This window comes from Martelella mediterranea DSM 17316, from assembly GCF_002043005.1.
Lineage (GTDB): Bacteria > Pseudomonadota > Alphaproteobacteria > Rhizobiales > Rhizobiaceae > Martelella > Martelella mediterranea.
The window spans coordinates 1970921-1985110 of sequence record NZ_CP020330.1 but is presented as its reverse complement, the minus strand read 5'-3'; the positions used below and the strand labels follow the sequence as shown (position 1 = coordinate 1985110).

14 protein-coding genes are annotated in these 14190 nt (G+C 62.6%); 12 read left to right on the top strand and 2 right to left on the bottom strand.

Annotated features, from left to right (window positions below; genetic code table 11):
- Positions 1-11: 11 nt before the first annotated feature.
- The gene (locus tag Mame_RS09280; protein ID WP_026173162.1) at positions 12-911 is read left to right on the top strand and encodes an ABC transporter permease; all 900 of its coding nucleotides are present in this window, start codon (positions 12-14) and stop codon (positions 909-911) included.
- A complete protein-coding gene (locus Mame_RS09275; RefSeq protein ID WP_018062954.1) occupies positions 904-2544 on the top strand; it encodes an ABC transporter ATP-binding protein in 1641 nt (546 codons plus the stop codon). Before Mame_RS09280 ends, Mame_RS09275 begins: the two co-directional genes overlap by 8 nt.
- Before the next feature lie 203 nt (positions 2545-2747).
- Here Mame_RS09275 and Mame_RS09270 read toward each other — a convergent pair whose 3' ends face one another.
- Positions 2748-3320, bottom strand: coding sequence for a hypothetical protein (locus Mame_RS09270; protein WP_018062955.1), 573 nt, complete (start codon positions 3318-3320; stop codon positions 2748-2750).
- A gap of 71 nt (positions 3321-3391) precedes the next feature.
- Between Mame_RS09270 and Mame_RS09265 the strand changes: the two genes are divergently transcribed.
- Together Mame_RS09265 and Mame_RS09260 are read left to right on the top strand one after the other, a co-directional pair.
- On the top strand, positions 3392-3946 hold the full coding sequence (locus Mame_RS09265; protein WP_018062956.1) for a DUF2975 domain-containing protein: 555 nt from the start codon (positions 3392-3394) through the stop codon (positions 3944-3946).
- 3 nt (positions 3947-3949) lie between these two features.
- A complete protein-coding gene (locus Mame_RS09260; protein WP_018062957.1) occupies positions 3950-4165 on the top strand; it encodes a helix-turn-helix domain-containing protein in 216 nt (71 codons plus the stop codon).
- Positions 4166-4321: 156 nt separating this feature from the next.
- On the opposite strand, the gene Mame_RS09255 is transcribed toward Mame_RS09260, so the two are convergent.
- Positions 4322-5461, bottom strand: coding sequence for a mandelate racemase/muconate lactonizing enzyme family protein (locus Mame_RS09255; protein WP_079920747.1), 1140 nt, complete (start codon positions 5459-5461; stop codon positions 4322-4324).
- Between the two features lie 220 nt (positions 5462-5681).
- On the opposite strand from Mame_RS09255, the gene Mame_RS09250 reads away from it, so the two are divergent.
- From Mame_RS09250 to Mame_RS09210, 8 genes are all read left to right on the top strand, one after another.
- Positions 5682-6146, top strand: coding sequence for a tripartite tricarboxylate transporter TctB family protein (locus Mame_RS09250; protein WP_018062959.1), 465 nt, complete (start codon positions 5682-5684; stop codon positions 6144-6146).
- A 12-nt stretch (positions 6147-6158) separates the two neighbouring features.
- A complete protein-coding gene (locus Mame_RS09245; RefSeq protein WP_018062960.1) occupies positions 6159-7667 on the top strand; it encodes a tripartite tricarboxylate transporter permease in 1509 nt (502 codons plus the stop codon).
- A 3-nt stretch (positions 7668-7670) separates the two neighbouring features.
- The gene (locus Mame_RS09240) at positions 7671-8873 is read left to right on the top strand and encodes a CaiB/BaiF CoA transferase family protein (protein ID WP_018062961.1); all 1203 of its coding nucleotides are present in this window, start codon (positions 7671-7673) and stop codon (positions 8871-8873) included.
- Between the two features lie 24 nt (positions 8874-8897).
- On the top strand, positions 8898-9869 hold the full coding sequence (locus Mame_RS09235) for a Bug family tripartite tricarboxylate transporter substrate binding protein (RefSeq protein ID WP_026173163.1): 972 nt from the start codon (positions 8898-8900) through the stop codon (positions 9867-9869).
- 96 nt (positions 9870-9965) lie between these two features.
- Complete coding sequence (locus tag Mame_RS09230; RefSeq protein ID WP_018062963.1) at positions 9966-11024, top strand: Ldh family oxidoreductase; 1059 nt, start codon at positions 9966-9968, stop codon at positions 11022-11024.
- A gap of 6 nt (positions 11025-11030) precedes the next feature.
- Positions 11031-11900 (top strand): fumarate hydratase, encoded by an 870-nt coding sequence (locus Mame_RS09225; RefSeq protein ID WP_018062964.1) that lies wholly within the window; start codon positions 11031-11033, stop codon positions 11898-11900.
- Positions 11893-12513, top strand: a complete 621-nt coding sequence (locus Mame_RS09220) for a fumarate hydratase C-terminal domain-containing protein (RefSeq protein WP_018062965.1) — start codon at positions 11893-11895, stop codon at positions 12511-12513. The genes Mame_RS09225 and Mame_RS09220 overlap by 8 nt, the downstream gene beginning before the upstream one ends.
- Before the next feature lie 510 nt (positions 12514-13023).
- Complete coding sequence (locus Mame_RS09210) at positions 13024-14070, top strand: LacI family DNA-binding transcriptional regulator (protein WP_018062966.1); 1047 nt, start codon at positions 13024-13026, stop codon at positions 14068-14070.
- The last annotated feature ends 120 nt before the right edge of the window (positions 14071-14190 follow it).

Here is a 14190-nt window from a genome sequence, read left to right as displayed (position 1 = left end):
GCGGCGAGACCATGGGCCGACAGGAACCCGGCGCCTTCCGGCGCTTTCTCAAAATGCTGTGGGCCGACAAGCTCGCCTTCGCGGCCGTGCTGTTCCTGATCGTCATCGTGGCCTGCGCGGTGCTGGGGCCGATGCTGCTGGATGGCGTCGCCGCAAAGCAGAACCTGCGCGCCCGCAACGCGCCGCCGTTTTCGCTCGACCGCGGCTTTCTCTATCTGCTCGGCGGCGATGCGCTAGGCCGGCCGCTTCTTGCCCGCATCATCGTCGCCGCGCGCAACACCATGGTGGTGTCCGCCGGCGCGGTCGCCGCCTCGCTGCTGATCGGCTCCACGCTCGGCCTCATCGCCGGCTACCGCGACAGATGGCACAGCGAAATCATCATGCGGCTTGCCGACGTGATCATGTCGTTCCCCTCGCTGCTTCTGGCCGTCACCGTGCTTTACGTGCTGGAACCGTCAATCGCCAATCTGGTGCTGGTGCTCGCCATCACCCGGATACCGATCTATCTGCGCACCACGCGCGCCGAGGTGCTGGAAGTGCGCAAGCGCATGTTCGTCCAGGCGGCGCAGGTGATGGGCGCGTCCAATCTGCGCATCGTGCTATTTCACATTCTGCCGGTGGTACTGCCGACGCTGCTGACCATCGCGACGCTCGACTTCGCCTTCGTGATGCTGGCCGAATCCGCCCTCTCCTTCCTCGGCATCGGCATTCAGCCACCGGAAATCACCTGGGGGCTGATGGTAAGCCAGGGGCGGCAATATCTGACCAGCGCCTGGTGGCTCGCCTTCTGGCCGGGGCTCGCGATCATCCTGACCACCATGTCGCTCAACCTGCTTTCAAGCTGGATGCGGATCGCGCTGAACCCGACCCAGCGCTGGCGGCTCGAAATCGGAGGAAAGTCCAATGGCTAGTTCCCACCTCCTCGAAGTGCGCAACCTCTCGGTCCGCTTCCACACCGCGCGCGGTACGGTCGATGCGGTCAACGACGTGTCATGGCACCTGGACCGGGGCGAGACGCTGGCGATCCTTGGCGAAAGCGGATCGGGCAAATCGGTCTCGGCGTCGGCGATCATGAACCTGATCGACTGCCCGCCCGGCGAAATCGTAAGCGGCGAAGTGCTGTTCGAGGGCCGCGACCTGCTGACGCTTTCCAACGAGGAACGCCGCCGGATCAACGGCAAGCGGATCGCGATGATCTTCCAGGACCCGCTCAGCCACCTGAACCCGGTCTATCCGGTCGGCTGGCAGATTGCCGAAGCGGCGATGTGCCACGGCACCGGCAAGGACGAGGCTTTTGCCCGCGCCCTGAAGCTGATGGAGCGCGTCGGCATTCCCGACGCTACGGCCGCGCTGAAGAAATACCCGCACCAGTTTTCCGGCGGACAGCGCCAGCGGCTGATGATTGCCATGGCGCTGGCGCTCAAACCTGACATTCTGATCGCCGACGAGCCGACCACCGCGCTCGACGTCACCGTGCAGGCGGAGGTGCTGTCGCTGCTGGAGGAACTGCAGGCGGAAACCGGCATGGGCCTGTTGCTGATCACCCATGATCTCGGCGTCGTCGCCGAGGCGGCGGACCGGGCCGTGGTGATGGAAGGCGGAAGGATCGTCGAAACCGGCACGCCGCGCGACCTCTATCACAATGCGAAGCATCCCTATACGCAAAAGCTGCTGGCCGCGGCCCCCGGCAAGGGCGAGATGCGAACGGGCGAAAGCGCGCGCCAGCCGATCCTGAAGGTCTCCGGCCTCACCAAGACCTACGGCGCGTTCACCGCGCTGAAGAATGCCGATTTCGAGCTTCATGCCGGCGAGACCCTCGCCGTCGTCGGCGAAAGCGGCTCGGGCAAATCGACAGTCGCCAAGCTGATCCTCAGGCTCGAGGAGGCGTCCGGCGGCAAGGTGCTCTGGAAGGGCGAGGATCTGCTGACGAAATCGCACCGACAGATGCGCGCCGTCCGCCGTCACCTGCAGATGGTCTTTCAGGACCCGACGCAGTCGCTCAACCCGCATATGTCGATCTACCAGATCATCTCAGAGGCCTGGGTCATTCACCCCGAAATCCTGCCGAAGGCGCAGTGGCGCGACCGGGTAAATGAACTGCTGCAGCAAGTTGGGCTGAAACCCGAGCATGCCGCGCGTCACCCGCACCAGTTTTCCGGCGGCCAGCGCCAGCGCATCGCGATCGCCCGCGCTCTGGCGCTCGAGCCGGAGGTGATCATCTGCGACGAGGCGGTCTCGGCGCTCGACGTTTCTATCCAGGCGCAGGTGATCGCCCTTCTCGGCGAACTGCGCGACCGGCTCGGTATCGCCTTCATCTTCATCGCCCACGACCTGCCCGTGGTGCGCGACTTCGCCGACCGGGTGCTAGTGATGCAGCGCGGCGAGATCGTCGAACAGGGCACCGTCCGCCAGATTTTCGAAAACCCGCAGGAACTCTACACCCAGCGCCTCCTCGCCGCCGGCCTCGACCCCGATCCGGACGTGCAGGCAGAACACCGCAAGGCGCGGCTGGCGCTGCAGGGAGCGGAGCCGCAGCGCGCCTGACAATTGTGATGGCGCGCGGGAGCGCGCCCGACCGTTTCGCGGCGTTCAGAGAACGAATTCATCGAAAACTCGGCGGCAATCCATCTCGTATTCCAGGCCGCCGATCGGCGAGCACGGCGATATCCTGCCGACCCGGATCAGTATCGACAGGTGGGTCGATATCAGCTTGTCCGGCGGCAGTTAACGGCATTGCTGCCTCGCGCTCACGCGCCGCGTCCGCAATCCGGCAGGCGCTCGATGCCCCGCGCCGCCAGAAGCGCTCCGAATTTCGAGTTCTTCAGCAGCGGAATCGCCGGCTCGCCGGGCTGGAGGGTGAGCGCGACATCGACCACCATGTCGGCAAGATCAAAGCCGCCATCCACGCAGCGGGCCGTGAAGGAAACGGAAAACGCGCCCTTGCCCTCAATACCCTTCTGTTTGTCCGCTCTGATCTCAGACAACAGCGCCGACATGCGCTCCGCATCATCGGGCGCAAGCACGAGTTCGACCGTATCGCGGCCGGGCGCGGCGCCAAGGCGGCGCGCCACCTGCAGGCCCGCCCGCTCCTCCTGCGCGTCCCGCCCGGGAACGGCCCAGCTGAGCGAAAGGGCGAGATCGCCATCCTCGACCGGCAACGCTGCCGGCTTGGTCAGCGCGACCACAAGCGCATGCGGATCGGCATCGAGCGGGGAAGCGTCCTCAAGCGCTTGCGGTCCACCGCCGCCAATGGTGGAACAGGCAGCCGGAAGCGCCAGGACGGCGCAACAAAAGGCGCGAAGCAAGAAACGACGAAGCATGATATTCCTCTCGATTGACAGATATTTATTATTGTTTTACGATAATTTTATATCGTCAATCAAGAGGCATCATGATGAACACCCAAAATTCCCCCGCCATGATCCGGCTGTGCAAGCGGATGAAACTCCTGACGCGGGTTCTTCAGGCCGCGCTGGCGGTCGGCCTGGTCTACGCATCATGGACGACGCTTTTTCGACCGGACGGGCTCGCCGCATGGCTGGCGGACGCTCTCGACCTGAACGTCGCCGTGACGATCACCCCGGCGACCGGGCTGGCTTTCATCGCCCTCGCGGCGATCATGGCGGGGCTGGTTCTTGCGGGGCTGCAAACCGTCTGGCAGCTTTTCGACCGGCTGCAACGCGAGCGCCCGTTTTCCTACGAGGCGGCCGCCCTTATGCGCCGCGCGGGGCTGATCGCGCTTACCGGCGCGATTGCGGGCATGGTCCTGCGCCCGGTCGCAACGCTCTTGGCAACGCTTGCCAATCCTCCCGGCGCGCGGGCGATATCAATCGGGCTAGGCAGCGACCAGCTGATGCTGCTCCTGCTTGCCGGATTCCTGTTCGTGATGGGCCATGTGATGGTTCTCGCCACCTCGATCAACGAAGACTATGAGCGTTTCGTCTGACCCATGCCGATCATTGTCAATCTCGATGTCATGCTCGCCCGCCGCAAGATGCGGGCGAAGGTCCTCGCCGAACATGTCGGCATCACCGAGCAGAATATCTCGCTGCTGCGTTCGGGCAAGGTGAAGGGCGTGCGCTTTGAAACGCTCGAAAGGATCTGCGCCGCCCTCGATTGCCAGCCGGGCGATATCCTGGAATACCAGCCGGAGGAAACCGGCTGACCATCGGTGTAAATCGGCATAGGGGGTCGATGCCGATCGGCACGATAGCTCTTTGAAATATTCAAAGCATGCGGGGTCCCGATGCCGCGCGGAATGACACATCGGGCGAAAAGTGGTCGCCGGGTTTTCGATAACCCGATACGTCAAAACGATGAGCTAGCTGGAAAAGTGGTAGAGCGGCTTTCTTTCGACGGTGCTTCCGGGAATGAGCTTGTGGGCTTGAAGCGCATCCTTTTCGAACCGGACGCCGTGACCCGGCGCATCGGAGAGCTGGTGTTTTCCTCCGCTGATCGGTAGCGGTGCGGATGTCGCGCCGAAATCGAACAGGTTGAGGCCGAAGATATTCTCCACATGCATGGCGTTCGGCAGCGCCGCCGCGAGATGGACCGAAAGCTCCGCGGCCCCGTGGGGCGAGACCGGAATGCCCGCCGCCGCGCCGAGTGCGGCGATCTTGACGAATTCGGTTATGCCGCCGACCTTCCAGACGTCGGGCTGCAGGAAATCCAGGGCGCCGGCACGGATATAGTTCCAGAATTCGAAACGGTTGCAAAGCTGCTCGCCTGCCGCGATCGGCATGCCGGTTGCTGCCCGCAAGACGGCATGGCCATCGATCGTATCGGAAAGCAGCGGCTCCTCCAGAAACAGCGGCGCGGCCTCGAGAAGCAGGCGGGAACGCTGAATGGCTTCGCCGGGCGACCATTTCTGGTTGGCGTCGAGCATGAGCTGGCAGTCCGGCCCGATCAGTTTGCGGACCGCCATGACCCGCTCGCGGTCTTCATCCAATCCGGGCCTGCCGACCTTGAGCTTGAAGGCCCTGTAGCCCTCTTCGAGTTGCCCGCGCGTTTGCGCCAGAAGGTCGTCCTTCGAAAGATGAAGGTTGATGGCGCTGGCATAGACTTCAACCGTGCTTCGGGCGCCGCCCAGCAACCGGTAGAGCGGCTCGCCGGCGGCCTTCGCCTTCAGATCCCACATGGCGATGTCGATCGCCGAGAGCGCCAGCGTGGTGATGCCGCCCGGCCCGGCGGCATGGCATTCCATCCATAGCCGCTGCCAGACCTGCTCGGTGTTGCGCGGATCCATCCCGGTCAGCATGGGGGCGAGATAGCCGGTGATCAACGCTTCAACGGCGGCTGCGCCCACGCCCGCCGTCGTGCACCAGCCGGTTCCGCTCTGCCCATCCGACGTGTTTACCTCGACCAGCACCAGTTCGCGATGGGTCATGGTCACGCGGCTGGAGGTAAAGGGTTGCTTCAAAGGCAATCGGTAGCCGCTGCAGCGGACTTCGGTAATTTTCATGTCGGTTATCGCCTCCCTCGCTTACCCGGAAAGCCGTGCCGTTCTGGCAGCAGCCTTGCGCCGGCCCATCTTGCCGGAGCCGGGGGACGCGCACCTTGTCGTTATCCCCGCCTTTCGCCTGTCGAAACGTCGGCGAGTGGCTGTATCGCTGAATCGGCACGCGGATATTGTGAACGCGCCGTAGCGGATTCCTTCAAAAAAGACGAGAAATGCTCGAAACATGCAGAAAACAAAACTCAACGCCGATCTGATCTCCGGATTGCTGTTCATAGCGTTCGGTCTCTGGTTCTGCGGTTCTTCGGTCTATGGACTCAAAATCGGTAACGCGTTTCGCATGGGACCGGGCTTCTTTCCGGCCGTGCTTGGCGGTCTTCTCGCGCTTCTCGGCCTTGTCATCGTCGTCAACGGTCTGAGGTCGGATGAAGCGCCGCTGACGCTTGCCAATGTTCCGTGGCGGGCTGTCGTGCTCCTGCCAGTGGCGCTCATCCTGTTCGGCGCGGCCATGAAACCGCTCGGCCTTGCCATTGCCCTTCTCCTGCTGTGCTTCTGTTCGGCCATGGCGATCAAGGAGATGACGCTGACGAAGGCGGCTGCGCTGTCTGTCGGGGTCACGCTGCTGTGCATCGGCATCTTCTCCGTCGCGCTCGGCCTCAACCTGCCGCTTCTCGGCAACTGGCTGCGATAGGAGGCGGATCCCATGGATTTCATTAACAATCTCGCGCTCGGTTTTTCGGTCGCCTTCGCCGTCAAGAACCTGTTTTTCTGCTTTGTTGGCGTGTTGGGCGGTACGCTGGTCGGCGTTCTGCCGGGGGTCGGACCATTGGCGACGATCGCCATCCTGTTGCCGGTCACTTTTTCCATGGGGCCGGATTCGGCGCTGATCATGCTTGCCGGCATCTATTACGGTGCCCAGTATGGTGGCTCGACCACCGCGATCCTGCTCAACCTTCCCGGCGAGGCATCATCAGCCGTCACCACGCTCGACGGCTACCAGATGGCCCGCAAGGGCAGAGCGGGGCCGGCGCTTGCGACCGCGGCGCTTTCCTCCCTGTTTGCCGGAACCATTGCCACGCTGGTCATCGCGCTGTTTGCGGCCCCGCTTACCCATGTGGCGATGGCCTTCAGGCCGCCCTCCTACTTCTCGATGATGGTGCTCGGCCTGATCGCGTCCGTCGTGCTTGCCCATGGCTCGGTGCTGAAGGCGATCGCCATGGTGCTGCTCGGGCTGTTGCTCGGCATTATCGGCACGGATATCTACACCGGCACGACCCGCCTCAACATGGGCATGCTCGAACTTGCCGATGGCGTCGACATCGTCGCGCTGGCCATCGGGCTCTTCGGCATCGCCGAGATCCTGCGCAATCTGGAGACGAACGAGGTCCGCGATGTCCTCAACGAAAAGGTCAAGGGGCTGTGGCTATCGCTGGCCGATCTCAAGCGCATCTTCATGCCGTCGGTGCGCGGAACCGCGATTGGCTCGGCACTCGGCATTCTGCCGGGCGGGGGCGCGATGCTCTCCTCGTTCGCGGCCTATATCGTGGAAAAGAAGGTCTCGAAGAACCGGGCCGAATTCGGCCAGGGCGCGATCGAGGGCGTCGCCGCACCCGAAGCGGCCAACAATGCCGGTTCGCAGACTGCCTTCATTCCGATGCTGACGCTCGGTCTGCCTTCCAATGCCGTGATGGCGCTGATGATCGGGGCGATGATCATCCAGGGCATCCAGCCGGGACCCGATATCATCGTCAAGCAGCCGGGCATGTTCTGGGGGCTGATCGTCTCGATGTGGATCGGCAACTTCATGCTGGTGCTGCTGAACCTGCCGCTGATCGGCCTGTGGGTGAAGTTTCTGTCGGTGCCCTATTCGGTGCTGGTCGTGGCGGTGATGGCGTTCAGCGCGGTCGGCATCTATTCGGCCTCCGGCACGCTGTTCTCGATGTACGAACTCGGTTTCTTCGCCTTGCTCGGATACCTGCTGATGCGGCTTGGCTGCGAGCCGGCGCCGCTGACGCTCGGCTTCATTCTCGGCCCGATGATGGAGGAGCAATTGCGGCGCAGCATGTTGATGTCGCGCGGCGATCCGACCGTTTTCCTGACCGAGCCGATCAGCCTGGCATTTCTCGTTGCCGCCGCCATCGTGCTCGCCCTGCTGGCGCTGCCGTCGATCGCCCGCAAGCGCGAAGAAGCCTTCATTGAAAGCGAGGGCTAGACCATGGACCCCATCAACGACATCCGCCCCTTCGAGGGCATCAGGGTACTCGACATCACCCATGTTCTGGCGGCGCCCTTCGCGACCTATCAGCTCGCGGTTTTCGGGGCCGACGTCATCAAGATCGAAAACCCGCACGAACCGGAACAGACCCGTATCGATGGCAGCGATCCGCAGCTTTCGGCCGACAATATCGGCACCCATTTCATCATCCAGAATGGCGGCAAGCGATCGCTCACACTGGACCTCAAAACCGAGCAAGGGCGTGAGATCCTGCGCAAGCTGGTGCCCGGCGCGGATATTCTGGTCGAAAATTTCCGGCCGGGAGCACTGAAGGCGCTGGGGCTCGGCTATGAGGATCTCAGAAAACTCAACCCCCGCCTGATCTACGCCTCGATGTCCGCCTTCGGGCAGGACGGGCCGCGCGGCGGGCAGACCGGATACGATCAGGTCATCCAGGCGGTGTCGGGCCTGATGATGGTCAACGGAACAGCCGATATGGTGCCGATGAAGGTCGGCACGCCGGCCGTTGACTATTCCACAGGCGCGATGGGCGCGTTCGCGCTCGCCGCAGCCCTTTTCCAGAGAGAAAGGACCGGGCTTGGGCAATATATCGATCTTTCCATGCTCGATACCGCCTTGATGCTGATGGGCGCTCACCTGACCAATTACAGCCGTTCGGGCAAGGAACCGAAGGCGGGTGGCAACCGGCACGAGTTTTCGACATGCGGGCTCTACGACACGGCTGACGGCAAGCTTCAGATCGCCGCCATCAATCTGCGCCAGCAGGCGCGGCTCTGGAAGGCGCTGGGGCATCCCGAACTGGTCAAGACCAACAATGGTGAACGCCGCAAGGGCGCCGATGCCGAGCGCGCAATCCTGTTGCCCATCCTGCTTACCAAGACGGCGGCCGAGTGGGAGAACTGGTTTCAGGACCATCATATCCCCGCCGCCCGGATATGGACGTTGCCGGAAACGCTGGCCCACGGCCAGCTCGAAAGCCGCGACATTCTGCACCATTACGAAGATGAGCCCGGTATTCCCGGAAAGATCACGGCTCCCAAGGCCGCGTTCAAACTGGATCACGGCGGCGCGCGGATCGATCGCCCGCCACCGCGTCTGGGCGAGCACAACGAGGAATTGCTCGCCGAGCTCGGCTATAGCGCCGAAGAAATCGCCAACCTGCGAGCAACAGGCGCGATCTGAACCCAAAATGAGGAGGAGGACCCCATGAAACCCCTGACACTATTGACTTCCGTTTCCCTGGCGCTTGCGGCATTGACAGGCGCCGCCATTGCACAGGAGAGCGACTATCCAAACGACCTTGTCCGCGTTGTCGTCGGTTCATCGCCGGGCGGCACGGCCGATACCGTTTCCCGGATCGTTGCCGACGCCTTGAGCGACAAGTTCGGCGAAACCTTCGTCGTCGAGAACCTGCCGGGGGCCGGCGGCGCGCTTGCGGCATCCGAGGTCAGGAGCGCGGAGCCGGATGGCTACACCATCCAGTTCATCTTCTCGTCGTTCTCGATCCTGCCCTCGCTGAACCCGGATGTGAACTACGACCCGGTCAAGGATTTCGAGGCCATTACCATGGTCTCCTATGCGCCAAACCTGCTGCTCGTGAACCCGTCCTTCGGCGTGAAAACCTTTCCGGAATGGGTCGACAAGATCAAGGCCAATCCCGGCAAGTATGACTATGGCAGCGGCGGGATCGGCTACAGCCAGCATCTGTCGATGGAAATGCTGTTGCAGGATATCGGCGGCGATGTCGTGCATATCCCCTATGCCGGCAGCGGCAACCTGCTCGGCGCCCTGATCTCGGGCGAGATTCCGTTCGCCTTCGATACGCTGACCACGGCCGTGCCGCACATCGAATCCGGTGCGCTTATCCCTCTGGCGATCACCAGCTCCGAGCGGTCCGAGATATTGCCGGACGTGCCCGCGGTCGGCGAGTTCGTTGAAGGCTACGAACTGACCGCCTGGAACGGCTTTGTCGCGCCGGCGGGCACACCCAGGGAAATCGTCGACGAATTGAACGCCGCGATCGTGGAATATCTCGAAACCGACGCGGCCAAGGCGTTCTTCGGCAAGCTCGGAACCGCGATCGCCGCGAGCACGCCCGAAGAATTCGAACAGGTGATTGCCGGCGACTATGAAAAATTCGCGGTGGTGATCAAGGAAGCGGGCATCACCGCGCAATAAGCCAGACAAGCCGGGCAGGACGGAGTTCGTGCCCGGCTTCCCGACGCATGCCCGCCTGGAGGCGAATGCGTTTTGCCATGCTGCGGAGCTCTGCCAATGTCAGATGAGGTAACTTTTTCAGCCGATCTCCTGCGCCGCTACGCGACTGATCTTTTCACGGCGGCGGGTCTTTCGGCGCAGGCGGCGGGGCGCGTTTCCGACGCCCTGATCGAGGCCGATCTGTCCGGGCGCGGTTCGCACGGGATGTTGCAGGCCGACAGGTATATCGAGCGGCTGATTGCCGGTGCGATGTCGATCGCCGACGCGCCACAGGTCGTCAGCCGAAGTCACGGCGCGATCGTGCTCGATGCCGATGGCATGGAAGGGCATCTGGTCGCCGAGGATGCGATGATGTTGGCCATAGAAACGGCCCGTGAAACCGGCATTGCGGCCGTCGCGGTTCGCCGGGCGCAGCATATGGGCGTGGTCGGGCGTTATGTGCGCATGGCCGCCGAGGCCGGCTGCGTGGGAATTGCCATGGGCAACACCAAGCCCGTGATGGCCGCTCCCGGCGGTGTGGAAAAACTCGTGGGCACCAATCCGCTTGCGATCGGCATACCGGCGACGCGGGAGGCGGTCGTGCTGGATATGGCAACCAGCGCGGGCACCTACGGCCGCATCCGTCAGGCAAACGCACTTGGCCTGGATATTCCCGCCGGCTGGGCGCTGGATGCCGATGGCATTGCGACCACGGACCCGGCGGAGGCGATGAAAGGATTGTTGCTGCCTGTCGGCGGCGCGAAGGGCTTTGCCCTGTCCTTCATGATCGACCTTCTCGCGGGGTTGTTGTCCGGCGGGGCCTGGGGAACAAAGCTTGGCCTGATCGACGACAGCACCGTCGGGCCACAGATGTCGTCCTATCTTTTCATCGTGCTCGATATCGCGTCTTTCCGGCCACTTGAGGAATTCAAGGCGGAAGCGGATGAAGCGATCGCCGGGGTACGGCAATCACGCAGGGCCGAAGGCGTGGACCGGCTCTATACACCCGGTGAACGCAGCGCGGAACAGCTCGCGACGAGCAAAGGCGAGATCCGACTCGCCCCCGCCGTCGTAAAAGCGCTTGCCGAACGCGGGCGGCAACTGGGCATCACCGTGCCCGCGGAACTTCTGGAGTGATGAGCCATGACCATCGGCTACGACATCATCAGGGAAACCGCGCGGACGCTGTATGATCAGGCGCTCAAGCGCATTCCGGAAAATTCGAAGGCGGCGCTGGAGAAAGCCCTCGAAACAGAAAGCTCGCCTTCTGCCCGCACGACGCTCGAATTCATGATCAAGAGCGCCCGCCGCGCCGAAGAGAAGGCGACCTATGTCTGTTCGGATGCGGGTTTTCCGGTCTATTTCGTCAAGATCGGCACGAACGCCCGGTTCGAGGGCGACATAAAGAGCGCGTTTGTCGATGCGTTCGACGAACTGGTGAGAACGATCGAGCCGCCGATCCTGAAATTCGTTACCAATCCGCTGACCGGCGAGCGCAGCTACCACGGCAAGGACATGCCGCATATCACCTGGGACTTCGTCTCGGACGACGATTGCATCGACATCACCTGTTCGCCCAAGGCGCTCGGTTCCGGGCGCTGGGCCGCGCTGGAAATCTTCAGCTATCCAAAGCTTGAGGAGATCGAGCGCTATATTCTCGATGTCTCGATAAGGGCAGGCTCGCAGCATTGTCCGCCGGTGGTTATCGGCGTTGGCATAGGCGGGTCGTTCGACCATGCCGCGAAAATGGCGAAACTGCAGACGCTGCGTCCCTTTGGAACGCTCAATCCCGAGCCGATCCTCGCCGCGATGGAGGAACGCCTTACCCGCGCCGTCAACAAGACCGGTTTCGGGCCGATGGGCACCGGCGGCGATACCACCGCGCTCGGTGTCCACATCGATTATGCTTCAGGCCATGGGTTTACCCCTGTCGCCGTTTGTTTCAATTGCTGGATCAACAGACGCACCCGGGCGCGCATCAACAATGACGGGGAGGTAGCCTATCTTGAGTGAATACATTCTCGATCTGCCGGTCTCCCGCGATCTCGCTCGCTCCTTGAAGCTCGGCGATACAGTCTTTTTGCGCGGTGACGCCGTGATCACCGCCGGCTATCCCACGCATCAGCGCCTGATGGACTGCGTCGAGCAGGACAGGCCGCCACCGGTTTCGATGGATGGCGGGGCATTCTTCCATCTCGGCTGCATGAGCCGCGAGGAGAAAGGCGCGCTGCGGCCGCTTTACGTCAATCCCACCACCAGCACACGCTTCAACGCCTTCATGCCGCGCATCATCGAGCATTTCGGCCTGACCTTTGTCGGCGGCAAGGGAGGACTCGATGACGCCTGTGTCGCGGCCATGAAGAAGACGGGTTGCGTCTATCTTTCCATCCTTGGCGGTGGTGCGCCATTGCTGACGGAAGGTATCGAGGCGATTTGCGAAACCGGCTGGAACGATCTGATCGTCCAGTTCCGCCTTTCCCGGGTCAGGCTGGACATGTTCGGACCGCTGACAGTGGCCATCGACGCGCACGGAAACTCTGTCTATGCCGATCTCAGCGCAGACGCAAAGGCGCGCCTTCCCGACATAATGCGCGCGCTTGCGAGGGACAGGTCAATTCAGATGTGAGTTTCCTACACTCAAAACAGGACTCGTCGCACGGTAGCTCTGCCGCGGCATTCATTATTGCTCGCTTCAGAGACTTCAGGCGGTTGATCTGCCCCTTTGTCTTGCTTGCGGTGCTCCTTCCCTGGCGGCCTGGGCGTGAAGGCCGCAGCGATCCCGGCTGACACCTTCAAGAGAGGGATGGTTTTGCCGCAGCGGAAACAATCCAGTTTTCTTCGTCGTGAAGCGTGACGCCCAGAACTTTAATCCCTGGGCCGGGTGACCATTTCGACTTTGCATGCGCCCCAAAGCGATAGCAACTGCCACGCTATCAAAGGCCCGCAAGCCGAATCGCATGAGGGGCTGTCGCGCTGGGTGCGTGGCCCGTCGTATTCCTAGCGCATGAAATTGTCATCAAAACCGGATTGACGCTTTGTCGATGAAGTGCAATTATCTCTTTGCGCAAACGATAAACCATACGTGAACAAACGTTTGTTCAATGTATTATCGATTGCATCAAAGGGAGGAACATCGGTGACGGACAGGGCGGCAAAGCTGCAATCGGCGGGCGTGTACCAGCGCAGCACGATCCGCGACGTTGCGGCCAGGGCGAATGTCAGTGTGACCACCGCATCGCGCGCCCTCAACGGAACCGGCCGCATGTCGGAGGAAACCCGGGAGCGCGTCCGCACCGTAGCCGCCGAGCTTGATTATCGTCCGAATTCGATTGCCCGCGGTCTGGTCCAGCAGCGCTCCTTCACGCTTGGTCTTCTGACGAACGATACCTATGGCCGGTTCACGCTGCCGCTCGCCTCCGGCCTGTCCGCCGCAATGGCCGATCGCGGCGTTTCCGTGTTTCTGAGCGCCGGTGAGTACGAACCTGAAAGCCTGACCCTCAATCTGAGAGCGATGGAGGAAAAGCGTGTCGATGGCCTGATCATCGCCGGCAAGCGCATCGATCGCGGGCTGCCGATCGACCTGCCGCCGCTCGGTATGCCTGTGGTTTATGTCTATGCCGCCGCGCCCGAGGGTGCGGTGAGCTTCGTTCCCGATGACGAGAATGCGGCGCGTGCTGCCGTTCGCCATCTCATCGGTCTCGGGCGCAACCGGATCGCGCATATCACCGGGCCGGAGGATTTCAAGGCTGCGCGTCTGAGGGAATCGGGCTGGCGCTCGGCGCTCCGGGAAGCCGGGCTGGCGCCGCATGGCCCGGCTGTCTTTTCCGCCTGGACGGAAGCGCATGGATTCCAGACCGCCCGCGCGATGATCGACGCCGGCGGAGTCCCGGATGCGATTTTTTGCGGCAACGACCAGATCGCGCGCGGCGTGATTGATGCCTTCACGCTTGCCGGCGTGCGGGTGCCCCAGGATGTGGCGGTTGTCGGCTTTGACAATTGGGAAGTGTTTGCCCAGGCCACGCGGCCACCGCTCACAACAATTGATATGGGGCTTCCGGGCCTCGGACGCAGCGCCGGTCTGGCGCTGCTCGACCTCATCGATGGCAAGCCGGTGGAACCGGGTGTTCGGGAGACGCCCTGTCAGCTTGTCGTGCGTGAGTCCTGCGGCGCAAACGACGTTTGAATTTGCGCCGGAACTGACCCCTTCACGCTGAACGACCAGATGGAAGGGAAAGAATGCGCTGTTTGCGCAAACGTTGGCGCAATGCATTGGCGTCAACGGATGACACCAAAACGGGAGGTA